Annotated in this window: 17 protein-coding genes, 2 tRNA genes and 3 rRNA genes; 13 read left to right on the top strand and 9 right to left on the bottom strand. The window is 60.7% G+C overall.

Translation table 11 applies throughout. From position 1 onward, the window contains the following. Nucleotides 1–121 precede the first annotated feature (121 nt). The 4 genes from ACHMW6_RS03080 to ACHMW6_RS03065 are packed head-to-tail and all read left to right on the top strand — an operon-like array spanning nucleotide 122 to nucleotide 4,326. Nucleotides 122–1,057, top strand: coding sequence for a CobD/CbiB family cobalamin biosynthesis protein (locus ACHMW6_RS03080; RefSeq protein ID WP_395405457.1), 936 nt, complete (start codon nucleotides 122–124; stop codon nucleotides 1,055–1,057). Further along, nucleotides 1,050–2,036 carry a threonine-phosphate decarboxylase CobD gene (cobD, locus tag ACHMW6_RS03075; RefSeq protein ID WP_395405455.1) on the top strand — a complete coding sequence of 329 codons (987 nt, stop codon included), beginning with the start codon at nucleotides 1,050–1,052 and terminating at the stop codon, nucleotides 2,034–2,036. The genes ACHMW6_RS03080 and cobD overlap by 8 nt, the downstream gene beginning before the upstream one ends. Continuing rightward, nucleotides 2,033–2,899 carry a cobalamin-binding protein gene (locus ACHMW6_RS03070; RefSeq protein ID WP_395405453.1) on the top strand — a complete coding sequence of 289 codons (867 nt, stop codon included), beginning with the start codon at nucleotides 2,033–2,035 and terminating at the stop codon, nucleotides 2,897–2,899. Before cobD ends, ACHMW6_RS03070 begins: the two co-directional genes overlap by 4 nt. Further along, complete coding sequence (locus ACHMW6_RS03065; protein WP_395405451.1) at nucleotides 2,896–4,326, top strand: cobyric acid synthase; 1,431 nt, start codon at nucleotides 2,896–2,898, stop codon at nucleotides 4,324–4,326. Before ACHMW6_RS03070 ends, ACHMW6_RS03065 begins: the two co-directional genes overlap by 4 nt. A 144-nt stretch (nucleotides 4,327–4,470) precedes the next feature. On the opposite strand, the gene rrf is transcribed toward ACHMW6_RS03065, so the two are convergent. The 6 genes from rrf to ACHMW6_RS03035 form a co-directional block, all read right to left on the bottom strand. Next, nucleotides 4,471–4,583, bottom strand: a 5S ribosomal RNA gene (rrf, locus tag ACHMW6_RS03060). A 105-nt stretch (nucleotides 4,584–4,688) separates the two neighbouring features. Then, nucleotides 4,689–7,561: ribosomal RNA gene (locus ACHMW6_RS03055) — 23S ribosomal RNA — on the bottom strand. A 189-nt stretch (nucleotides 7,562–7,750) separates the two neighbouring features. Beyond that, nucleotides 7,751–7,826 (bottom strand) — tRNA-Ala (locus tag ACHMW6_RS03050). An 18-nt stretch (nucleotides 7,827–7,844) separates the two neighbouring features. Beyond that, a tRNA-Ile gene (locus ACHMW6_RS03045) sits at nucleotides 7,845–7,921 on the bottom strand. A 63-nt stretch (nucleotides 7,922–7,984) separates the two neighbouring features. Next, a 16S ribosomal RNA gene (locus ACHMW6_RS03040) occupies nucleotides 7,985–9,516 on the bottom strand. The 16S, 23S and 5S rRNA genes sit together here with 2 tRNA genes alongside, the layout of an rRNA operon. A 435-nt stretch (nucleotides 9,517–9,951) precedes the next feature. Further along, on the bottom strand, nucleotides 9,952–10,728 hold the full coding sequence (locus ACHMW6_RS03035) for an enoyl-CoA hydratase (protein WP_395405449.1): 777 nt from the start codon (nucleotides 10,726–10,728) through the stop codon (nucleotides 9,952–9,954). Between the two features lie 77 nt (nucleotides 10,729–10,805). On the opposite strand from ACHMW6_RS03035, the gene ACHMW6_RS03030 reads away from it, so the two are divergent. Both ACHMW6_RS03030 and ACHMW6_RS03025 read left to right on the top strand, forming a co-directional pair. Further along, nucleotides 10,806–12,077: an MFS transporter gene (locus ACHMW6_RS03030; protein ID WP_395405447.1), complete on the top strand. Its 1,272-nt coding sequence runs from the start codon at nucleotides 10,806–10,808 to the stop codon at nucleotides 12,075–12,077. Between the two features lie 51 nt (nucleotides 12,078–12,128). Further along, nucleotides 12,129–12,566: a universal stress protein gene (locus ACHMW6_RS03025; protein ID WP_395405445.1), complete on the top strand. Its 438-nt coding sequence runs from the start codon at nucleotides 12,129–12,131 to the stop codon at nucleotides 12,564–12,566. Nucleotides 12,567–12,680: 114 nt separating this feature from the next. On the opposite strand, the gene ACHMW6_RS03020 is transcribed toward ACHMW6_RS03025, so the two are convergent. Together ACHMW6_RS03020 and apaG are read right to left on the bottom strand one after the other, a co-directional pair. Then, nucleotides 12,681–13,916, bottom strand: coding sequence for a murein transglycosylase A (locus tag ACHMW6_RS03020; protein ID WP_395405443.1), 1,236 nt, complete (start codon nucleotides 13,914–13,916; stop codon nucleotides 12,681–12,683). 132 nt (nucleotides 13,917–14,048) lie between these two features. After that, nucleotides 14,049–14,423 (bottom strand): Co2+/Mg2+ efflux protein ApaG, encoded by a 375-nt coding sequence (gene apaG / locus ACHMW6_RS03015; RefSeq protein WP_395405441.1) that lies wholly within the window; start codon nucleotides 14,421–14,423, stop codon nucleotides 14,049–14,051. 130 nt (nucleotides 14,424–14,553) lie between these two features. Between apaG and rpe the strand changes: the two genes are divergently transcribed. The 7 genes from rpe to trpC all read left to right on the top strand — a co-directional run bounded on the left by rpe (nucleotide 14,554) and on the right by trpC (nucleotide 20,704). Further along, nucleotides 14,554–15,222, top strand: coding sequence for a ribulose-phosphate 3-epimerase (rpe, locus tag ACHMW6_RS03010; protein ID WP_395405439.1), 669 nt, complete (start codon nucleotides 14,554–14,556; stop codon nucleotides 15,220–15,222). Between the two features lie 5 nt (nucleotides 15,223–15,227). Then, nucleotides 15,228–15,920, top strand: a complete 693-nt coding sequence (locus ACHMW6_RS03005) for a phosphoglycolate phosphatase (RefSeq protein ID WP_395408516.1) — start codon at nucleotides 15,228–15,230, stop codon at nucleotides 15,918–15,920. A 188-nt stretch (nucleotides 15,921–16,108) separates the two neighbouring features. Then, entirely contained in the window at nucleotides 16,109–17,605 is a 1,497-nt protein-coding gene (gene trpE / locus ACHMW6_RS03000; RefSeq protein ID WP_395405437.1) for an anthranilate synthase component I, read from the top strand. 2 nt (nucleotides 17,606–17,607) lie between these two features. Beyond that, nucleotides 17,608–18,171 carry an aminodeoxychorismate/anthranilate synthase component II gene (locus ACHMW6_RS02995; RefSeq protein ID WP_395405435.1) on the top strand — a complete coding sequence of 188 codons (564 nt, stop codon included), beginning with the start codon at nucleotides 17,608–17,610 and terminating at the stop codon, nucleotides 18,169–18,171. 15 nt (nucleotides 18,172–18,186) lie between these two features. After that, a complete protein-coding gene (gene trpD / locus ACHMW6_RS02990) occupies nucleotides 18,187–19,224 on the top strand; it encodes an anthranilate phosphoribosyltransferase (RefSeq protein WP_395405433.1) in 1,038 nt (345 codons plus the stop codon). A gap of 2 nt (nucleotides 19,225–19,226) precedes the next feature. Then, nucleotides 19,227–19,895 (top strand): LysE family translocator, encoded by a 669-nt coding sequence (locus ACHMW6_RS02985; protein ID WP_395405431.1) that lies wholly within the window; start codon nucleotides 19,227–19,229, stop codon nucleotides 19,893–19,895. Nucleotides 19,896–19,903: 8 nt separating this feature from the next. Continuing rightward, nucleotides 19,904–20,704: an indole-3-glycerol phosphate synthase TrpC gene (trpC, locus tag ACHMW6_RS02980; RefSeq protein WP_395405429.1), complete on the top strand. Its 801-nt coding sequence runs from the start codon at nucleotides 19,904–19,906 to the stop codon at nucleotides 20,702–20,704. A gap of 89 nt (nucleotides 20,705–20,793) precedes the next feature. On the opposite strand, the gene ACHMW6_RS02975 is transcribed toward trpC, so the two are convergent. After that, nucleotides 20,794–21,945, bottom strand: coding sequence for a GGDEF domain-containing protein (locus tag ACHMW6_RS02975; RefSeq protein WP_395405427.1), 1,152 nt, complete (start codon nucleotides 21,943–21,945; stop codon nucleotides 20,794–20,796). Between the last annotated feature and the right edge of the window lie 5 nt (nucleotides 21,946–21,950).

Here is a 21,950-nt window from a genome sequence, read left to right as displayed (position 1 = left end):
GCATCGTCCGCGCCAGCCGACTCAGCCGCGTCGGCCGCGACGGGAGCGTCGGACGGTTCGGAGGCATCGGCGATGTCGGGTGCGTGGGGCGCGTCGGCGGCAACGGGGGGCGTTGGCGACGTTGGCTGGATCGGCTGACGCGCGCGCGCCGATTGTGGCGGCGGCGGTCTCGCCGGATGCGATTGCTGCGCCGCGATTGTCGGACGGATTTGCCGCGGCGGCGCCGGCGGCTGCAGGAGGCCCCTCAACCGCAGCGGGAATTGCGCGCGGCGCGCTGGGATGGGCGCTGGTGGTACTGCCGCTGATCGCCCTCGCGGCGGCGTGCACAGGGCTGGCGTCAGACACGACAACGGCGGCCGGCTGGGCGCTCCATGCCCTGCTGCTTTATTTCGCGCTAGGCCTGCGCAGCCTGCGCGACCACAACCTGCCGATCGGCGAAGCGCTGCAGGCCGGCGCGCTGCAGAAGGCGCGAGAGCTGACCGCGCGCATCGTCAGCCGCGACACGAGCAATGCCACCGAAGAAGACCTAGCCAAGGCGAGCACCGAATCCCTGCTCGAAAACGGCAACGATGCCGTCTTCGGTGCGCTATTCTGGTTCGCAATCGCAGGCGGCCCAGGCGCCCTGCTGTTCCGCCTCGCGAATACGCTGGACGCCATGTGGGGCTACCGCACGCCACGCTACAATCACTTCGGACGCGTCGCCGCCCGTATCGACGACGCGCTGAACTTCATCCCCGCCCGCATGACCGCCATGAGCTACGCCCTGCTCGCCCCGACATTGCAGGCCAAGCAGCAGGCAATCCGCTGCTGGCGCGAGCAAGCCCCGGCATGGAGCAGTCCGAATGCCGGCCCGGTGATGTCGGCCGGCGCGGGCGCACTTGGATTGCAACTTGGCGGCGCCGCAGTTTACGACGGCGAAATCGAACAGCGTCCTCCCCTCGGCGCCGGCGTCCCGGCAAGCCAGAAAGACATCAAGCGCGCCTGGCGCCTTGTCCACGCCACCTGCTGGCTGTGGATAGTCACCGCGCTGGCCATCGCAGGAGCACAATATGCTTGAACACGGCGGCAAACTGCGCGACGCCGCGCAACGCTACGGACAACACGACTGGCTGGACCTCTCCACCGGCATCAACCCGCAGCATTACCCCGTGCCTGCGCTCGCGCCAAACGTCTGGCACCGCTTGCCCGAAGACGATCCCGCGCTGGCCGCCGCCGCCCAGCGCTACTACGACGCACCGTATATGCTACCCGTCGCAGGCACACAGGCGGCAATCCAGGCCCTGCCTCGCCTGCGGCCAGCATCGCGCATAACGATTGCCGCGCCAAGCTACGCTGAACACGCCCACCACTGGTCCCAGCACGGCCACAAGGCGAGCGAAGTACCGTACGAAGCGCTCGCCGATGCAGTCGCGCACAGCGACGTGATGGTCATCTGCAACCCGAACAATCCGACCGGTGCGCGCGTGGCCCGTGAAGACCTGCTGCGCTGGGCTGAAGTGCTGCGCACGAAAGGCGGGTGGCTAATCGTCGACGAAGCTTTCGCCGACACGGACAACAGCAACAGCATCGCCGCCGAATCGGCGCGCGAGGGAATCATCGTGCTGCGCTCCGTCGGCAAATTTTTCGGACTGGCCGGCCTGCGTCTAGGATTCGTCGCCGCCGCGCCCGCCCTGCTGGACGCGCTGGCCGACATGATCGGCCCCTGGTCCGTCAGTGGCCCCGCACAGCAGATCGGCTGCGCCGCACTGGAAGATGCGCACTGGCAGGAAGCCATGCGTGCGAGTCTGTCCAGCGCCGGCGACAGGCTGCACACAATGTTGCAGCTGCACGGCATCGAGGCAAATGGCACAGACCTGTTCCAATGGTGGCCCGAGCAGCACGCCGAAGCCTTCCACGAGCACATGGCCCGGCGCGGCATATGGGTGCGCCTGTTCCGCAACGCCGCGCGAGGCATCCGTCTGGGACTTCCGCCAGACGAAGCGGGCTGGCGGCGTCTCGAAGCAGCACTGAACGAATGGACAAAGGAAAGCCAATGAAATACCTTCTCCTGGCAAGCGCGCTGCTCGCCGCGCAAGCAAACGCCGCGATCACCGTGCGCGATGACGATGGCAATGTGGTCACCCTGCAGAAGCCCGCGCAGCGCGTGATCGCGATGGCGCCCCACGTCACCGAACTGCTGTTCGCAGCCGGCGGCGGCGACAAAATTGTCGGCGCAGTCAATTACAGCGACTACCCTGAAGAGGCGAAGAAGATCCCGCGTGTAGGCGACAACCGCCAGGTGGACATGGAACGCGTGCTCGCGATGAAGCCCGACCTGATCGTGGTCTGGATGCACGGCAGCTCCGAGCGCCAGATCGACCAGCTGCGCAAGCTGGGCATCCCGCTTTATCACAGCGAGCCGAAAAAGCTGGACAATATCGCGGACAACCTGGAAGCCATGGGCAAGCTGCTCGGCACCGAGGCCGTGGCCAGCGCCGCTGCAACGGAGCTGCGGACAAAGCTCGCTGCGCTGCGTACGCAATACGCAAGCCGCCCGCCGGTAAAGGTCTTCTACCAGGTATGGGACAAGCCGCTCTACACGCTGAACGGCGAGCATATTGTCAGCGATTCGCTGAAAGTCTGCGGCGGCGTGAACATCTTCGCGGACCAGAAAGTCACCGCACCGGTGGTCAGCGTGGAAGCCGTGCTGCAGGCAGACCCGGAAGCGGTGTTCGCCACAGCGGAGAAGGACTACGGCGGCGTGAACCTGTGGCGTCCTTACGGCATGTTGAAGGCTACGAAGAATGGCAATCTGTTCACAGTGAACGGCAACCTGCTGAATCGCGCGGGCCCGCGCATGATCGCCGGCACCGCCGTGCTGTGCGAAAAACTCGAAGAAGCACGACAGCACCGCAAATGAATTTCCCATATCGCACCCTGATGGTTCAGGGCACTACGTCGGACGCAGGCAAGAGCACGATCGTTGCAGCACTGTGCCGCCTGCTGAAGCGGCAAGGCGTGCGCGTGGCGCCGTTCAAGCCGCAGAACATGGCGCTCAACAGCGCTGTCACCAGCGACGGCGGCGAGATCGGACGCGCCCAGGCGCTGCAGGCAATCGCCGCCGGCGTGCCGCCGCATACGGATATGAATCCTGTGCTGCTCAAGCCTTCCAGCGACATCGGCGCCCAGGTCATCATCCACGGCAAGGTGCGCGCAGAGATGAATGCGCGCGACTACCATCAATACAAGACGGTGGCGATGGCCGCCGTGCTCGAATCGCACCAGCGGCTGCTGTCGCAATACGATGCGGTGGTTGTTGAAGGCGCGGGCAGCCCGGCCGAAATCAACCTGCGCGATCGCGATATTGCGAACATGGGCTTCGCGGAGGCGGTCGACTGCCCAGTGATCCTGGTTGCGGACATCGACCGCGGCGGCGTGTTCGCGCATATCGTCGGGACCTTGTCCTGCCTGTCGCAGAGCGAGCGCGATCGCATCATCGGTTTCGTGATCAACCGCTTCCGCGGCGATATCAAGCTGCTGGAGCCGGGACTGGAATGGCTGGAACAGCAGACGGGCAAACCGGTGCTGGCCGTTCTCCCTTATCTACACGGGCTTTATCTCGATGCGGAAGACGCGGTGCAACCGGTGCAGGCCGAACGCGGCGCCTTCCGCATTGTCGTTCCCAGCCTGCCGCGCATGAGCAATCACACGGACTTCGATGCGCTCCGCGCGCATCCGGACGTGGACCTTCAATTCATCCGACAGGGCGAGCCAGTGCCGCCGGCGGATCTGATCATCCTCCCGGGCAGCAAGAACACGCGCGGGGATCTGGCCTGGCTGCAGCAGTATGGCTGGCCGGAGCGCATTGCGCGCCATCTGCGCTTTGGCGGGAAGGTGATCGGGATTTGCGGCGGCTTCCAGATGCTGGGACGTAGCGTCGAGGACCCGCACGGCGTTGAAGGTGCGCGCGGTCTTTCGGCGGCGCTTGGCGTGCTGGATATGTCGACCGTGCTTACGCAGGAGAAGCGGCTGGAGCAGGTGTCAGGCCGCTGCGCATTCGCGCAGGCCGACGTTAGCGGCTACGAGATTCATATGGGGGTATCGTCCGGCCCGGCGTTGGCGCAGCCGGCATTCCTTATCGATGGACGTGCGGAGGGAGCGCTGGAGGAGCAAGTGCTGGGTACCTATCTGCACGGGCTGTTCGACAACCCGGCCGCAGGCCGCGCGCTGCTGGAGTGGGCGGGACTGCGCAGCGAGCATACCGTGGATACCTCCGCCCTGCGCGAGGCCAGCATTGAGCGGCTGGCCGATGCAGCGCAGCCCTTATTTGAAGCGTTGCTGCGCTAATTAAAACCCACGGCATAAAACTGGTGTCTGCCACGATGTGGCAGACACCTGGGTTACGCCTTGGGTTCTGAGAATGCAAAAAGCCCGCCGAGCACTTTCCGAGACCCTATCTCGGAAAGCCCTGGCGGGCTTTTCTAATAACTAGCCTGACGATAACCTACTTTCACACTGGTTGCAGCACTATCATCGGCGCAAAGTCGTTTCACGGTCCTGTTCGGGATGGGAAGGGGTGGGACCGACTTGCTATGGTCATCAGGCATAACTTGTACGTATGTCGCCGCTCACTGCGGCGCCACACTGAATCTGGAAGAAGTAAGTTGGGTATCTCAAACACGGTAAGTGCGTATAACCGGCAAGGTTATAGGGACAAGCCGTACGGGCAATTAGTATCAGTTAGCTTAATGCATTACTGCACTTCCACACCTGACCTATCAACGTCCTGGTCTCGAACGACCCTTCAAGGAGCTCAAGGCTCCGGGAAATCTCATCTTAAGGCAAGTTTCCCGCTTAGATGCTTTCAGCGGTTATCTCTTCCGAACTTAGCTACCCGGCAATGCCACTGGCGTGACAACCGGTACACCAGAGGTTCGTCCACTCCGGTCCTCTCGTACTAGGAGCAGCCCCCTTCAAATTTCCAACGCCCACGGCAGATAGGGACCAAACTGTCTCACGACGTTTTAAACCCAGCTCACGTACCACTTTAAATGGCGAACAGCCATACCCTTGGGACCGGCTACAGCCCCAGGATGTGATGAGCCGACATCGAGGTGCCAAACTCCCCCGTCGATATGAACTCTTGGGAGGAATCAGCCTGTTATCCCCAGAGTACCTTTTATCCGTTGAGCGATGGCCCTTCCATACAGAACCACCGGATCACTATGTCCTACTTTCGTACCTGCTCGACTTGTCGGTCTCGCAGTTAAGCACGCTTATGCCATTGCACTATTAGCACGATGTCCGACCGTACCTAGCGTACCTTCGAACTCCTCCGTTACACTTTAGGAGGAGACCGCCCCAGTCAAACTGCCTACCATGCACTGTCCCCGACCCGGATCACGGGCCAAGGTTAGAACCTCAAACAAACCAGGGTGGTATTTCAAGGTTGGCTCCACGAGAACTGGCGTCCCCGCTTCAAAGCCTCCCACCTATCCTACACAGATTGGTTCAAAGTCCAATGCAAAGCTACAGTAAAGGTTCATGGGGTCTTTCCGTCTAGCCGCGGGTAGATTGCATCATCACAAACACTTCAACTTCGCTGAGTCTCGGGAGGAGACAGTGTGGCCATCGTTACGCCATTCGTGCAGGTCGGAACTTACCCGACAAGGAATTTCGCTACCTTAGGACCGTTATAGTTACGGCCGCCGTTTACTGGGACTTCAATCAAGAGCTTGCACCCCATCATTTAATCTTCCAGCACCGGGCAGGCGTCACACCCTATACGTCCACTTTCGTGTTTGCAGAGTGCTGTGTTTTTATTAAACAGTCGCAGCCACCAGTTTATTGCAACCCTTTCGCCCTTCCACAGTAAAGTGGTCAAGCTACCGGGGCGTACCTTTTCCCGAAGTTACGGTACCAATTTGCCGAGTTCCTTCTCCCGAGTTCTCTCAAGCGCCTTAGAATACTCATCTCGCCCACCTGTGTCGGTTTGCGGTACGGTCTCGTATGACTGAAGCTTAGAGGCTTTTCTTGGAACCACTTCCGATTGCTTCGCGCTACAAGAGCGCTCGTCCCAGTCCCTTGAATTATGTGCCCGGATTTGCCTAAGCACCTTCTATGAACCAGAAACTAGCTATTCCAACAGCTAGACAACCTTCCGCGATCCGTCCCCCCATCGCATCATACGACGGTGCAGGAATATTAACCTGCTTCCCATCAGCTACGCATCTCTGCCTCGCCTTAGGGGCCGACTCACCCTGCTCCGATGAACGTTGAACAGGAAACCTTGGGCTTACGGCGTGCGGGCTTTTCACCCGCATTATCGCTACTCATGTCAGCATTCGCACTTCTGATACCTCCAGCAGCCTTTACAAGCCACCTTCGCAGGCTTACAGAACGCTCTCCTACCATATCCTTGCGGATATCCGCAGCTTCGGTGACTGGCTTAGCCCCGTTACATCTTCCGCGCAGGACGACTCGATCAGTGAGCTATTACGCTTTCTTTAAATGATGGCTGCTTCTAAGCCAACATCCTGACTGTTTTAGCCTTCCCACTTCGTTTTCCACTTAGCCAATCTTTGGGACCTTAGCTGGCGGTCTGGGTTGTTTCCCTCTTGACGCCGGACGTTAGCACCCGACGTCTGTCTCCCAAGCTCGCACTCACCGGTATTCGGAGTTTGCAATGGTTTGGTAAGTCGCGATGACCCCCTAGCCATAACAGTGCTCTACCCCCGGTGGTGATACTTGAGGCACTACCTAAATAGTTTTCGGAGAGAACCAGCTATTTCCAAGTTTGTTTAGCCTTTCACCCCTATCCACAGCTCATCCCCTAATTTTTCAACATTAGTGGGTTCGGTCCTCCAGTGCGTGTTACCGCACCTTCAACCTGGCCATGGATAGATCACTTGGTTTCGGGTCTACACCCAGCGACTGGCGCCCTGTTCGGACTCGATTTCTCTACGGCTCCCCTATCTGGTTAACCTCGCCACTGAATGTAAGTCGCTGACCCATTATACAAAAGGTACGCCGTCACCCCTTACGAGGCTCCGACTGTTTGTATGCACACGGTTTCAGGATCTATTTCACTCCCCTCCCGGGGTTCTTTTCGCCTTTCCCTCACGGTACTGGTTCACTATCGGTCGATTACGAGTATTTAGCCTTGGAGGATGGTCCCCCCATCTTCAGACAGGATTTCTCGTGTCCCGCCCTACTTGTCGTACGCTTAGTACCACCGCTTGAATTTCGTGTACGGGGCTATCACCCGCTATGGCGCCTATTTCCAGAGGCTTCCACTATCCAAACGACTATCACGTACAGGCTCTTCCCATTTCGCTCGCCACTACTTTGGGAATCTCGGTTGATTTCTTTTCCTGCAGCTACTTAGATGTTTCAGTTCGCCGCGTTCGCTTCGTATTCCTATGTATTCAGAATACGATGACCTAAAAGGCCGGGTTTCCCCATTCGGAAATCTTCGGATCAAGGCTTGTTTGTCAGCTCCCCGAAGCTTATCGCAGACTTCTACGTCCTTCATCGCCTGTAATCGCCAAGGCATCCGCCATGTGCACTTAGTCACTTGTCCCTATAACCTTGACGGCTATAGTTCTAAGCACTTACTACTGTGTTTGATGAGTTTTTGTATGCGTTCCTTTCGGAACACTACCCTAAGTGTGAATCTTTCGATTCACGCTTAATAAAACTTTACTTCTTCCAGATTGTTAAAGAACGAGTACTACTCTTACCTAAACCTGCGTGGCTTACGTAAAGGCAGTGGTGGAGGATGACGGGATCGAACCGACGACCCCCTGCTTGCAAAGCAGGTGCTCTCCCAGCTGAGCTAATCCCCCGTGGTACAACACGATACTTGGTGGGTCTGGTTGGGCTCGAACCAACGACCCCCGCGTTATCAACACGGTGCTCTAACCAGCTGAGCTACAGACCCGCGCTCGTTTCTTTTGATCTAACAGCCGATAAGTGTGAACGTTTGAGTCCGTGCAGACTCTAGAAAGGAGGTGATCCAGCCGCACCTTCCGATACGGCTACCTTGTTACGACTTCACCCCAGTCACGAATCCTACCGTGGTAAGCGCCCTCCTTGCGGTTAAGCTACCTACTTCTGGTAAAACCCGCTCCCATGGTGTGACGGGCGGTGTGTACAAGACCCGGGAACGTATTCACCGCGACATGCTGATCCGCGATTACTAGCGATTCCAACTTCATGTAGTCGAGTTGCAGACTACAATCCGGACTACGATACACTTTCTGGGATTAGCTCCCCCTCGCGGGTTGGCGGCCCTCTGTATGTACCATTGTATGACGTGTGAAGCCCTACCCATAAGGGCCATGAGGACTTGACGTCATCCCCACCTTCCTCCGGTTTGTCACCGGCAGTCTCATTAGAGTGCTCTTGCGTAGCAACTAATGACAAGGGTTGCGCTCGTTGCGGGACTTAACCCAACATCTCACGACACGAGCTGACGACAGCCATGCAGCACCTGTGTGCAGGTTCTCTTTCGAGCACTCCCAGATCTCTCCGGGATTCCTGCCATGTCAAGGGTAGGTAAGGTTTTTCGCGTTGCATCGAATTAATCCACATCATCCACCGCTTGTGCGGGTCCCCGTCAATTCCTTTGAGTTTTAATCTTGCGACCGTACTCCCCAGGCGGTCTACTTCACGCGTTAGCTGCGTTACTAAGTCAATTAAGACCCAACAACTAGTAGACATCGTTTAGGGCGTGGACTACCAGGGTATCTAATCCTGTTTGCTCCCCACGCTTTCGTGCATGAGCGTCAGTTTTGACCCAGGGGGCTGCCTTCGCCATCGGTGTTCCTCCACATCTCTACGCATTTCACTGCTACACGTGGAATTCTTACCCCCCTCTGCCAAACTCTAGCCTCGCAGTCTCCATCGCCATTCCCAGGTTAAGCCCGGGGATTTCACGACAGACTTACGAAACCGCCTGCGCACGCTTTACGCCCAGTAATTCCGATTAACGCTTGCACCCTACGTATTACCGCGGCTGCTGGCACGTAGTTAGCCGGTGCTTATTCTTCAGGTACCGTCAGCAGGAATGGATATTAGCCACTCCCTTTTCTTCCCTGACAAAAGAGCTTTACAACCCGAAGGCCTTCTTCACTCACGCGGCATTGCTGGATCAGGGTTGCCCCCATTGTCCAAAATTCCCCACTGCTGCCTCCCGTAGGAGTCTGGACCGTGTCTCAGTTCCAGTGTGGCTGGTCGTCCTCTCAGACCAGCTACTGATCGTTGCCTTGGTGAGCCTTTACCTCACCAACTAGCTAATCAGATATCGGCCGCTCCAGGAGCACAAGGCCTTGCGGTCCCCTGCTTTCATCCTGAGATCGTATGCGGTATTAGCGTAACTTTCGCTACGTTATCCCCCACTCTTGGGTACGTTCCGATATATTACTCACCCGTTCGCCACTCGCCGCCAGGCCGAAGCCCGCGCTGCCGTTCGACTTGCATGTGTAAAGCATGCCGCCAGCGTTCAATCTGAGCCAGGATCAAACTCTTCAGTTCAATCTCTGTTTTCGCTATTTCTAGCGGGTCACTCACTCAAAATACTGACGAAATCTCGATAAAGAGATTTACGTTTAATTTTGTGCGAGCGTTTGAAACTAATAATTTGAGCATCGCGCCATTCGGCGCGTTGCACATCGTCAAACGCCCACACTTATCGACTGTTGATTTTTAAAGATCGCTGCGTTTAGCGACAAATCGTTGTGTTTGTCAGCAGCAGAGAAGCGAGATTATGCGGTACAGCGTGCAACTCGTCAACCCCTTCGTTTTCAGCGCTTCGCGCTTCGAACATCTCGCTTCGTTGCGTGTGCGTCGTTGCGAGGGACAGAACTATAACAAAGCACTTGAAGGGCCGCAAGGGCTTTTTAGAACCCACGGCAAAAAACAGGTGTCTGCCACGATGTGGCAGACACCAGGGTTACGCCGTGGGTTTGGTTAGAGGCCGTCGAAGTTGGGCGGGCGCTTGTCGAGGAATGCGCGCATGCCTTCGCGCTGGGCGGGGGTGCCGAAGCCTGCGTGGAACAGGCGGCGTTCGTAGGCTACGCCTTCGGTCAGCGGCGATTCGAAGGCGCGGTTCACGCAATCCTTGATTTGCATGGCGACCGAAACCGGCATCGCGGCGATCTGCCTGGCGATGGCCAGCACTTCTTCCATCAGCTTGTCCGCCGGGACCACGCGGGACACCAGCCCGGTGCGCTCGGCTTCGGCGGCGTCAATCATGCGAGTGGTCAGCAGCAGGTCCATCGACTTGGACTTGCCGATCGCGCGCGGCAGGCGCTGCGTGCCGCCCGCGCCAGGGGTGACGCCAACCTTGATCTCGGGCTGGCCGAACTTCGCGCTATCTGCTGCGACGAGGAAGTCGCACATCATGGCCAGCTCGCAGCCGCCACCCAGCGCAAAGCCTGCGACGGCGCCGATGACCGGCTTGCGCACTTTCAGGATGTGCTCCCAGTTGCGGCCAATGTAGTTGTCGCGGTAGGTGTCCTGATAGGTGTAGTCCACCATGGCGGCGATATCGGCGCCGGCGGCGAAGGCTTTTTCGCTGCCCGTCAGGATCATCACGTTGATATTGGGATCGGCATCGAATTTGGCGAAGGCGTCGCCCAGCTCATTCATCATGCGGTCGTTCAGCGCATTCAGCGCTTTTGGACGGTTCAGGCGGATCAGGGCCACTTTGTCATGGACTTCGACGATCAGGTCTTCATATTGCATTTGTTATCCCCTCCAGGAGTGAAAAGTACCCGTCGATTGTATCTGCTCCGCACTCTCCGCTGTTATGATTTGCGCCGATGCTTTCCTCCCTGCGCCGATCCCTTGCCGACAAATTAGCCAGCGACCCGCTGCTCGCGCAAGCTGGATTCATCCACTACTGGGTCAGCAGCATCCTGACCAGCTTCGGCACCCACATCGGCGCCCTCGGCATGCCGCTCTGCTCCATCATGCTGCTGCATGCGACGCCGGCTCAAATGGGCTTGCTGACCGCCTGCCAGGCCATTCCCTTCGCTGTGCTGGCACTTCCTGCAGGCGTCTGGCTGGACCGCCGGCGCAAGCTGCCCATTCTTTTGGCAAGCAAGCTGCTGCAAGGCTTGTCCCTGGCCAGCATTCCGCTGGCGTGGTGGATGGGATGGCTGGCCATGCCCTGGATGTATGCCGTCGCCATCGTGCAGGGCGCCTGCTCGGTAGTAGGCGGCGGCGCCGAGCAGATTTTCCTGACCTTCCTCGTGGGACGCGAGCGCATGATCGAGGCACAGGCGCGGCTGACCACCACCGATTCGATCTCACGGCTGGTCGGCCCCGGCCTTGGCGGCCTGCTGGTGCAGTGGCTGACCGCGCCCTTCGCGCTGGCGGTGGACGCCGTCGGCCTGCTGGCTTCCGGCTGGACGCTGAGCAAAGTGAAGGCCACCGAGCCGCAGCCGGCGCCGAGCGGCCGTCACCCGCTGCAGGAAATGCATGATGGCTTCCGCTTTATCTGGCGCCAACCGCTGCTGCGCTCCCTGGCCTGGGGTGCAGCCTGCTGGCATATGCTGTTCTATGGCTACGGTGCGCTGAACGCGATTTTCGTCACGCGCGACCTGGGCATGTCCGCAGGCATGATGGGCGCCGCGCAGGTGCTGGGCGGCTGCGGCGTTTTGCTCAGCTCTTTTATTGTGAGGCCGCTTAACGCCCGCTTCGGCGCCGGCAAGACCATTCTGATCGGCACCGCTGCGACCACGGCGGGTTTTGTGCTGATGCCCTGCGTGCCGCCCATGCTCTTCGGCAGTCCTTATGGCAGCACGGCGGCGGCAGCCGTGATCGCCTTTGTGTTCGACTGCGGCGTGATGCTGTTCTTCCTGCCTTATCTGAGCCTGCGACAGAAAGTCACGCCGGATGAGTACCTCGGCCGCATGGTGTCCACGATGCGCTTCCTTACCGTGGCGACTGCCCCGCTGGGCGCGCTGGCGGCAGGCTATCTGGCCGAGCATCTGTCAGTGCGCACCGCATTGGCTTGCATTGGGGCTGGCGGGCTGCTGCTGACGGTTGCGATGAGCTTATCTCATCCCATCCGAAGCGTGCGCCCTTGAAGGCGCAGCGGTTCTACACTGGGCTTATCCCTATTGCCCAGTGGAGTTGCCATGTTCAAGTCCATTCTCCTGCCCACCGATGGGTCGCAACTTTCGGAGCGGGCTACTGAAACTGCTGTGAAGTTTGCGCAGCTGAACGGGGCGAAGCTTGTGGCCATTTCCGTTGTCCAGCCCTTCCCCCTGGTGCCGATGAGTGAAGCTGTCATCATTCCGGATGCGACGGTGTTCGACAAGCACGCAGATGAATATGCCCGCAACTGCCTGGACCGCGTCGCGGCGGCAGCGCAGGCCGTGGGTATTCCGTTCGAAGGGGTGATGGCGCAGTCGGCCACGCCTTATGAGGAAATTGTGAAGGCGGCGGAGCAGCACCATTGCGACATCATCATGATGGCGTCGCACGGACGCAAGGGGCTGAATAAGCTGTTCCTGGGGAGCGAGACGCAGAAGGTGCTGGCTCATACGACTTTGCCGGTGCTGGTTTTGCGCTGAAACCAAGGACGAAAGGCTGGTGGCTGCCACGATGTGGCAGCCACCTGTTTTAGGCCGCGGGCTTATGCCAAGTGGCTGCCACATCGTGGCAGCCACTAGATTCTGCCTTGGGTTTTAGCGTGCGAGCTTCGGCAGCAGCACCCAGATATTGCCGCGCTGCTTCATGCGGCCGGCGCTTTCCGCCGCTTCGGCGCCGAAGCCGAAGAAAATGTCCATACGGATCGGCCCCTTGATGGCGCCGCCCGTATCCTGCGCCAGCATCAGGCGCTGGAAAGGAATATCGCTGGCCGGCTGTGTGGTGCTCAGGTAGACCGGAACGCCCAGCGGAATCTGGCTGCGGTCGATCGCCACTGAGCGCTGCGGCGTGAGAGGCACGTTCAGCGTGCCGCGCGGGCCCACTTTTGGATCCGGCAGCTTTTCCTCCCTGAAGAAGACAAAGCTCGGGTTCACATTGAACAATTCCTGCATGCGCGTGGGATGGCCGGCGATCCAGGCCTTGATGCCCTGCGCCGAAGCCTGTTCTACCGTCAGCTCGCCCTGCTGCACCAGCCATTTGCCGATGGACTCGTAGCCGCGGCCGTTCTGGTCGGCGTAAGCCACGCGCACGGTTTCATTGTCGCCCAGCTGCACACGGCCGGAGCCCTGCACCTCCAGGAAGAAGGCTTCCACCGGATCGTCCACCCACAGCAGTTCACTGCCGGGCAAGCCATTCTTCGCGATTTCCTCCCGCGCCGGATACGGCGTGACGCGCTTGCCTTTCAATTTGCCGCGCACACGCTTGCCCTGCAGTTCAGGGTAGACGGAGCCCAGGTCGACGATGACCATATCATCCGGCACCTTATACAGCGGCGCGGTATAGGCGCCGGCCTTCTTGCGCGAGCCGCGCAGCAGGGGTTCGTAGTAGCCGGTAATCAGGCCGCTGTCCGCGCTATCGGGAGCCACCACCTTATGCGGCTGCAGGAAGGATTCGAAGAAGAGGCGGATGCTGTCTTCATTATTGGCGTCCACATTGCGGGCGATCGTGCAGGACTCCTTCCAGTCGGCCTGCGCGGCCAGCTTGCTGCAGGACTGCACGAAGGCCGGCCAGGCGGCACGCAGGTCGTCGCGGTCCCAGCCCGGCAGATCGCTCCAGGCGGCGGGGATAAAGTCCGGCTTGGCGGGCTTGGGCGGCGGCGCCGGCTGGACGGGCGGCTGGGGCGGGGTTGGCGCGGCGGGCGGCACGGGCTGGGGCGCCGGTTGCGGCGCGGGTGGCTGGACCGGCTGCGTGGTACAGGCGCTCAGGATCAGCGCGGCGACGGCGGCCGCGACGTGTCCAGCCGAAAGAGGTAAACTACGGCGTACTTTAAACATGAGGGTTATCTATGTGGTATCTGATGCTTGAAGCGCTTGTGGCGCTGTTCCTGCTGGTGTTCATCGTCTGGTGGACGCTGCCCTCGAAGAAGAAGAAAAAGAAGGACTGACCCGGGCGGCGCGCGCCGCGGGTCAATGCAATGTGCGCGGCAACGACAACACAAACTCCGGAATCTTCGCTTCGAACTGGTGACCATCCTCGGCCACGCAGAAATACTCCCCATACATGGAACCCTGCGGCGTGCGCAGCTGCGTGCCGCTGGTGTATTCGAACTGTTCGCCCGGCTGCAGCAACGGCTGATGGCCCACCACGCCCAGGCCGCGCACTTCTTCCTTGTGGTTGCTGGCGTCCGTGATGACCCAATGGCGGGAGATCAGCTGTGCGGCGACAGTGCCGGTGTTCTTGATCGTGATCGAATAGGTGAACACGTAATTGGTGCGGTCGGGGTCGGATTGCTCCGGCAGATACTGGGTTCTCACCTCGACAGAGAATTCGTATTGGGACATCGGCGTTCCTTGTTAAATCAGCAAACATTCACCGAATGTAAGCGTAATGGTTTGCTCATTCTAGTCCAACGCTCCGCAAACCACCGCACCAGAGCGTAAAATAGCGCATCTTTTTTATGCAAACCCTACCATGACTACTTTCCGCATCGCCCCCAGCATCCTGTCCGCCGACTTTGCCCGCCTGGGCGAGGAAGTGCGCAATGTCGTTGCCTCCGGCGCCGACATCATCCACTTCGACGTGATGGACAACCACTATGTGCCGAACCTGACCGTCGGCCCGCTGGTATGCCAGGCGATCCGCCCGCACGTGCAGGTGCCGATCGACGTGCACCTGATGGTCAAGCCGGTCGACCGCATCATCCCGGACTTCGCCAAGGCCGGCGCGAATATCATCACCTTCCACCCGGAAGCCTCCGACCACATCGACCGCTCGCTGCAACTGATCCGCGATAACGGCTGCAAGGCCGGCCTGGTGTTCAACCCGGCTACCCCACTGAGCTACCTGGATCACGTGATGGACAAGGTCGACATGATCCTGATCATGTCCGTCAACCCGGGCTTCGGCGGCCAGTCCTTCATCCCTCAGGCGCTGAAGAAGATCGCCGAAGCGCGCCGCCGCATCAACGAATCGGGCCGCGACATCCTGCTGGAAGTGGATGGCGGCATCAAGGTCGACAATATCAAAGCCGCCGCCGAAGCGGGCGCGGACACCTTCGTGGCCGGCTCCGCCATCTTCGGCCAGCCAGACTACAGGGCCGTGATCGACGCGATGCGCGCCCAACTGGCCCAGGTGGGCTGACCATGGTGGCGGTCCTTCGCGGCGTGAAGGCCGCCATTATTGACCTCGACGGCACCATGCTCGATACCATGGGTGACTTCGAGGTCGCCATCAACCGCATGCGCGCGGAGCTGGATCTCAGCCCGGTGACCATCGCGCAGATTGAACTCATGGTGGGCAAGGGTTCCGAGAACCTGATTCGCCAGGTACTCGCCCTCGATTTCGATGAAGCGGGCGTGGAAGAACGCTTCCCGCAGGCGATGGAGTCCTACCAGCGCCACTACCTCGATATCAACGGCCAGCACAGCGCCGTGTATGAAGACGTGGAAGCGGGCCTGCGCGCCATGCGCGACTCGGGCCTGCGCCTGGCATGCGTCACCAACAAGCCCCTCGCCTTTGCCCTGCCGCTGCTCAAGATCAAGGGCCTGGACGGCTATTTCGAAGTCCTGTACGGCGGCGATTCCTTCGCAAAGAAGAAGCCCCATCCCATGCCGCTGCTGGAAACCTGCAGCTATTTCGGACTGGAACCGGCGCAGGTCGTGGCCATCGGCGATTCGTCCAACGACGCCCAGGCAGCGCGTGCCGCAGGCTGCCCGGTGCTCACCGTGCCATATGGATATAACCACGGAGTATCTATACACGAAACGGATTCCGATGGTATAGTTGACACGCTTCTGCACGCAGCAGACCTTATTAGTACGCAAAACAGCGCTATCTGAACCGAAAATGTTTCTTCGCAAAAGACACAATGTAACCCACCGGGGCTCGATTGAGGCCTGGCTGTGGCGACGCTGGCAATCCTGACGCAGTCTTGATTGCTGCCGGCGCACGTGTGTCCTCCGCTCCGGCAGGTTTTTTGTAACCGCACCGCCACCAACTCATACAAGCTGGCGGAATGGAGAAGAACATGACCGAACTCGAATTCAAATCCCTGGCCAACGAGGGCTTCAACCGCATTCCACTGATCGCGGAAGCCTTTGCCGACCTCGAAACCCCGCTCACCCTGTACCTGAAGCTGGCGCAGACCCAGAACTACGGCAAGAACACCTTCCTGCTGGAGTCGGTGGTCGGCGGCGAACGTTTCGGCCGCTACTCCTTCATCGGCCTGCCCGCCACCACGCTGCTGCGCACGAATGGCCAGCTGACCGAGGTCGTGAAGAATGGCCAGGTGATCGAGAGCCACGAAGGCAATCCGCTGGAATTCATCGAGCAATACCAGGCCCGCTTCAAGGTGGCCGTGCGCCCCGGCATGCCGCGCTTCTGCGGCGGCCTGGCCGGCTACTTCGGCTACGACACCGTGCGCCACATCGAAAAGAAGCTGGCCCACTCGCAGCCGAAGAATGACCTGGGCCTGCCGGACATCCAGCTGATGGTGACCGAAGAACTGGCCGTGATCGACAACATCTCCGGCAAGCTCTATCTGATCGTGTATGCCGACCCGTCGCAGCCGGAAGCCTTTGCCAAGGCCCGCCAGCGCCTGAAAGACTTGCGCGCCCTGCTGCGCCGCGGTGTCGATGCGCCGGTGACCACCCCTTCCGTGCGCACGGAAATCATCCGCGACTTCAAGAAGGAAGACTACCTCGCAGCAGTCGACAAGGCCCACGAATACGTGATGGCCGGTGACCTGATGCAGGTGCAGATCGGCCAGCGCCTGCGCAAACCTTATGTCGATGCGCCGCTGAGCCTCTACCGCGCGCTGCGCTCGCTGAATCCTTCGCCGTACATGTACTTCTACAATTTCGGCGACATGCAGATCGTGGGCGCGTCGCCGGAAATCCTGGTGCGCAACGAGACCCTGCCGGACGGCGAGAAGAAAGTCACGCTGCGCCCGATCGCCGGCACCCGCCCGCGCGGCTCCACGCCGGAGCGCGATGCCCAGCTGGCGGAAGAACTGCTGAACGATCCGAAGGAAATCGCCGAACACGTGATGCTGATCGACCTGGCACGCAATGACCTGGGCCGCATCTCGGAGATCGGCAGCGTGAAGGTGACCGACAAGATGGTCATCGAAAAGTACTCGCACGTGCAGCACATCGTCTCCAACGTGGAGGGCAAGCTGGTGAAAGGCATGTCCAACCTGGATGTGCTGCGCGCCACCTTCCCGGCCGGCACCCTGACCGGCGCCCCGAAAGTGCGCGCGATGGAAATCATCGACGAGCTGGAAATCAGCAAGCGCGGCATCTATGGCGGCGCCTGCGGCTACCTCTCCTTCGGCGGCGAAATGGACGTGGCGATCGCGATCCGCACCGGCGTGATCAAGGACGGCATGCTCTACGTGCAGGCCGCCGCAGGCATCGTCGCCGATTCGATACCGGAAATGGAATGGCAGGAAACTGAAAACAAGGCGCGCGCCGTGCTGCGCGCCGCCGAGCAAGTGCAAGATGGCCTGGATGGGGAGTTCTGAAAATGCTGCTGATGATCGACAACTACGACTCCTTCACCTACAACATCGTGCAATATTTCGGTGAACTGGGCGAGGACGTGCGCACCTACCGCAACGATGAAATCACCATCGCGGAAATCGAGGCGCTGAATCCGGACCGCATCTGCATTTCGCCCGGCCCGAAAGCGCCGGCGCAGGCAGGCATTTCCGTCGAGGTGCTGAAGCACTTCGCCGGCAAGAAACCACTCCTGGGCGTATGCCTGGGGCACCAGGCCATCGGCGAAGCCTTTGGCGGTAAAGTCATCCGCGCCAAGCAAGTCATGCATGGCAAAACTTCTCTCATAGCGCATACCGGCGTTGGCGTGTTCCAGGGCTTACCCAGCCCGTTCACCGTCATTCGCTACCATTCTTTGGCAATCGAGCGATCCTCCCTGCCTTCCTGCCTGGAAGTGACAGCATGGACCGACGACGGCGAAATCATGGGCGTGCGGCACAAGGAGTACGACATCGAGGGTGTGCAGTTCCACCCTGAGTCCATCCTGTCCGAACACGGCCACGCCCTGCTGAAGAATTTCCTCGAACGCTAAAGAGAAGGACGCATCATGACCATCACTTACCAAGAAGCTCTGGTGCGCTGCATCGAGCACCGCGAGATTTTCCACGACGAGATGCTTCATCTGTTCCGCCAGATCATGTCCGGCGAGATGTCGCCCGTCATGGTGGCGGCGCTGACGATGGGCCTGCGCGTGAAGAAGGAAACGATCGGCGAGATCACCGCTGCCGCGCAGGTGATGCGCGAGTTTTCCACCAAGGTGCCGATGGCCGACACCAGCAACCTGGTCGACATCGTCGGCACCGGCGGCGACGGCGCGCACACTTTCAATATCTCTTCCGCTTCGATGTTCGTGGCCGCTGCGGCGGGCGCGCGCGTGGCCAAGCATGGCGGCCGCAGCGTGTCGTCTTCGTCCGGCAGCGCAGACCTGATCGAATCGCTGGGCGTCAATATCAATCTGAAGCCGGAGCAGATCGCGCAGTCGATCGCGCAGGCGGGCATCGGCTTCATGTTCGCGCCGAATCACCACGCGGCCATGAAGCACGTGGCGCCGGTGCGCCGCGAACTGGGCGTGCGCTCGATCTTCAATATTCTCGGCCCGCTGACCAATCCGGCCGGCGCGCCGAACATCCTGATGGGCGTATTCCACCCTGACTTGGTCGGTATCCAGGTGCGCGTGCTGCAGCGCCTCGGTGCGCAGCATGCCCTGGTTGTGTGGGGCCGCGACAATATGGATGAAGTGTCGCTGGGTGCCGGCACGATGATCGGTGAGCTGGTCAACGGCGAGATCCGCGAGTACGAGATTCATCCGGAAGACTTCGGCATGCAGATGATTGCGAGCCGCAACCTGAAAGTGGCCGATCCCGAGGAATCCAAGGCGCGCGTGCTCGAAGCCTTGCGCGGCGAGCCGGGACCGGCTTCCGATATCGTGGCGCTGAATGCCGGCACGGCGCTGTATGCGGCGGGCGTGGCTTCGTCCATCGAGGATGGGCTGGCGCGCGCTCGTGCGGCGGTGCAGTCCGGCGCGGCGCTGGCGAAGCTGGAGCAGTTCGTACAGGTCACGCAGGCGCTCGGCGCGGGAGCATGACCATGTTCGGCATCCATGACCTGGCTTTGTTCGTGGTGTCCGGCATCCTCCTGAATATCATGCCGGGACCGGATTCCCTGCTGATCATGACGCGCAGCGCGACCCAGGGCTGGCGCGCGGGCTGCTCGGCGGCCCTGGGGATCGGCACGGGGACGATGGTGCACGTGCTGGCGGCGGCGCTTGGCCTGTCCGCACTTCTGGCGACGTCGGCGACGGCGTTCACGGTCGTCAAGTGGGTTGGCGCGGCTTATATCGTCTGGTGCGGGATCGGGATGCTGCGGGCGCGGATGCGCGGCGGCGACGAGGCAAGCGATGCGCACGCAGTGTCGGACGTCGACGCGGCGGCTGGCGCGGCGCGGCTCACGTACCGTCGCATCTTTGCGCAGGGCTTCCTGACCAATGTACTGAATCCGAAGGTCGCGCTGTTTTTCCTGGCCTTCGTGCCGCAATTCATTTCGGCGGATTCGCCGAACAAGGCGCTGGCCTTCGTCATCCTGGGCTGCATCTTCAACTTCAACGGCATGTTGTGGTGTAACGGCCTGGCCGTTTTTACCGCCTTTGCCAGCGCGAAGCTGAAACTGAAACCGCTGGTGTCGCTGTGGCTGAACCGCGTGACGGGCGGCCTGTTCCTGGCACTGGGCGTGCGCCTTGCGCTGTCCGAACAACACTGAGAAGCATCATGTCCGATATCCTGAACAAGATCCTGGCCGTCAAGGCCGATGAAGTGGCTGCGGCCAAGAAGTACCGCAGCCTGCAAAGCCTGCGCGCAGAAGTCGAGGGCGACAAGGTGCTGCGCGCGGAACTGCGCGGCTTTGAAGCCAGCCTGCGCAAGCAGATTGCGGCCGGCAACGCCGGCGTGATCGCAGAGGTGAAGAAGGCCTCGCCGTCCAAAGGCGTGATCCGTGCCGATTTCCGTCCTGCGAATATTGCGGAGAGCTATGCGAACGGCGGCGCGGCCTGCCTGTCCGTGCTGACGGACGTGCATTTCTTTCAGGGCGATACCGAGTACCTGAAGCAGGCGCGCGCGGCCTGCGAGTTGCCCGTGCTGCGCAAGGACTTCATGATCGATCTGTATCAGATCTATGAGGCCCGGCACATGGGGGCGGATTGCATTTTGCTGATCGTGTCCGCGCTGGATCATGGGCTGATGGCCGAGATGGAAGCCTGCGCGCATGAATTGGGCATGGATGTGCTGATTGAGTCGCATGACGGGGATGAGCTGGAGGCGGCTCTTAAGCTGCGGAGCCGGCTGATTGGCATCAATAACCGTAATCTGCGTACGTTTGAGACTTCGCTGGATACCACCATCAACCTGCTGCCGCGGATTCCGAAGGAACGCATGGTGATTACCGAGTCCGGGATCATGGGGCCGGCGGATGTGGAACGGATGCGCGAGCAGGACGTGCATGCATTCCTGGTTGGGGAGGCGTTCATGCGCGCGGCGGATCCGGGGGCGGAGTTGCGGAAGCTGTTCGACTGAGCCGACACGGCGGATCAATGATCCGCCCTACGCGGCCCGACGGATCGTGATTCGCCGGGCGCAGCGCGACGGATCGGGCGGTGCGGCGGTCAGGCGGCGGCGAGGGCGGCGATTTCGACGCGGTTGCGGCCGGATTCTTTGGCGCGGTAGAGGGCTGCGTCGGCGCGGGCGAGAACGCTGTCGAGCGATTCGTCGCCGGCGGCCTGACTGGCGATGCCGATGCTGATGGTGCAGCAAGGGCGCTCGACTTCGGCTAGCAGACCCTGGATGCGCGCTGCGGCCTGCTGCGCGCGGGGCAATGAAGTATCCGGCAGCAGCACGATAAATTCCTCACCGCCGAAACGGGCTACGCTGTCATTCTCGCGCAGCGTGCGCTTGATGACGGTTGCCACCTTGACCAGCACGCGGTCGCCTTCCGCGTGGCCGTGCTGATCGTTCACCGCCTTGAAGTGATCGAGATCGATGGCCATCAGCGCCAGCGCGCCGGCGCCGCGGCGCTGGCGTGCGCGGGCCCGCGTATAAGCCTCGCCGAAGCCGCGCCGGTTCAATACTTCCGTCAGCGGATCATGCGTGGAGCGTTTTTCCAGCACACGCTGCAGGCGGCGCGTGGCAAGGACCAGGAAACCCACCGTCAGCAGCAGCGCCATGAAATTGGATACGGCCAGGTAGACATTGGCCAGACTGCTGTTGCGCATCAGATCCACCGTTTGCGCACCGCTCGCCATCGCGGCCACGCCACGCGTCAGCACCACCATCGTTTGCACGGCCAGCAGCGCGCCAAAGAACCAGCTGGCGAAATGGCGTTCGCCGCGCTGCCACAGCTGGCGCAGCTGGTCGATATAAAACACGGAAACGATGAAGGAAAACGCCGCCACGCGCATGGCAAAGCTGGGCTGCACGAACAGCCACCACGCCATCGACGCCAGGTTCAGCGCCCACATCGCATGGAAGATGCGCCAGCCGGGCGGCTGTCCGTAGAAGGCGCGAATGCCGACCATGCTCATGCCGATCCCGCACACGAGGGACAGGTTCCCCAGCGGGAGCACCAGCCAGGCCGGCAGCACGGCCAGCGCCGCGAACAGCATGCCGGAGCCGACCATCAGCACCAGGCCGGCGGCCCAGTGCCCCAGGCCCTGCACTTCGCGCCGAAAGCTCAGGTGCATGGCATACATCACCACGCTCATGGCCGCGCACATCAGCGTGGTCATGAACAGGATGGTTTTTACGTCCAGCGCGAACATGCGGG

It is taken from the genome of Pseudoduganella sp. UC29_106 (assembly GCF_044055365.1).
Classification (GTDB): Bacteria; Pseudomonadota; Gammaproteobacteria; order Burkholderiales; family Burkholderiaceae_D; genus Rugamonas.
This window is presented reverse-complemented; position numbering and strand designations above follow the sequence as displayed.

Excerpts from the sequence above, each read along its gene's own strand:
- cobD (WP_395405455.1), top strand. The coding sequence starts at position 1,050 with ATGCTTGAACACGGCGGCAAACTGCGCGACGCCGCGCAACGCTACGGA.
- ACHMW6_RS03070 (WP_395405453.1), top strand. The coding sequence starts at position 2,033 with ATGAAATACCTTCTCCTGGCAAGCGCGCTGCTCGCCGCGCAAGCAAAC.
- ACHMW6_RS03065 (WP_395405451.1), top strand. The coding sequence starts at position 2,896 with ATGAATTTCCCATATCGCACCCTGATGGTTCAGGGCACTACGTCGGAC.
- ACHMW6_RS03035 (WP_395405449.1), bottom strand. The coding sequence starts at position 10,728 with ATGCAATATGAAGACCTGATCGTCGAAGTCCATGACAAAGTGGCCCTG.
- ACHMW6_RS03030 (WP_395405447.1), top strand. The coding sequence starts at position 10,806 with ATGCTTTCCTCCCTGCGCCGATCCCTTGCCGACAAATTAGCCAGCGAC.
- ACHMW6_RS03025 (WP_395405445.1), top strand. The coding sequence starts at position 12,129 with ATGTTCAAGTCCATTCTCCTGCCCACCGATGGGTCGCAACTTTCGGAG.
- ACHMW6_RS03020 (WP_395405443.1), bottom strand. The coding sequence starts at position 13,916 with ATGTTTAAAGTACGCCGTAGTTTACCTCTTTCGGCTGGACACGTCGCG.
- apaG (WP_395405441.1), bottom strand. The coding sequence starts at position 14,423 with ATGTCCCAATACGAATTCTCTGTCGAGGTGAGAACCCAGTATCTGCCG.
- rpe (WP_395405439.1), top strand. The coding sequence starts at position 14,554 with ATGACTACTTTCCGCATCGCCCCCAGCATCCTGTCCGCCGACTTTGCC.
- trpE (WP_395405437.1), top strand. The coding sequence starts at position 16,109 with ATGACCGAACTCGAATTCAAATCCCTGGCCAACGAGGGCTTCAACCGC.
- ACHMW6_RS02995 (WP_395405435.1), top strand. The coding sequence starts at position 17,608 with ATGCTGCTGATGATCGACAACTACGACTCCTTCACCTACAACATCGTG.
- trpD (WP_395405433.1), top strand. The coding sequence starts at position 18,187 with ATGACCATCACTTACCAAGAAGCTCTGGTGCGCTGCATCGAGCACCGC.
- ACHMW6_RS02985 (WP_395405431.1), top strand. The coding sequence starts at position 19,227 with ATGTTCGGCATCCATGACCTGGCTTTGTTCGTGGTGTCCGGCATCCTC.
- trpC (WP_395405429.1), top strand. The coding sequence starts at position 19,904 with ATGTCCGATATCCTGAACAAGATCCTGGCCGTCAAGGCCGATGAAGTG.
- ACHMW6_RS02975 (WP_395405427.1), bottom strand. The coding sequence starts at position 21,945 with ATGTTCGCGCTGGACGTAAAAACCATCCTGTTCATGACCACGCTGATG.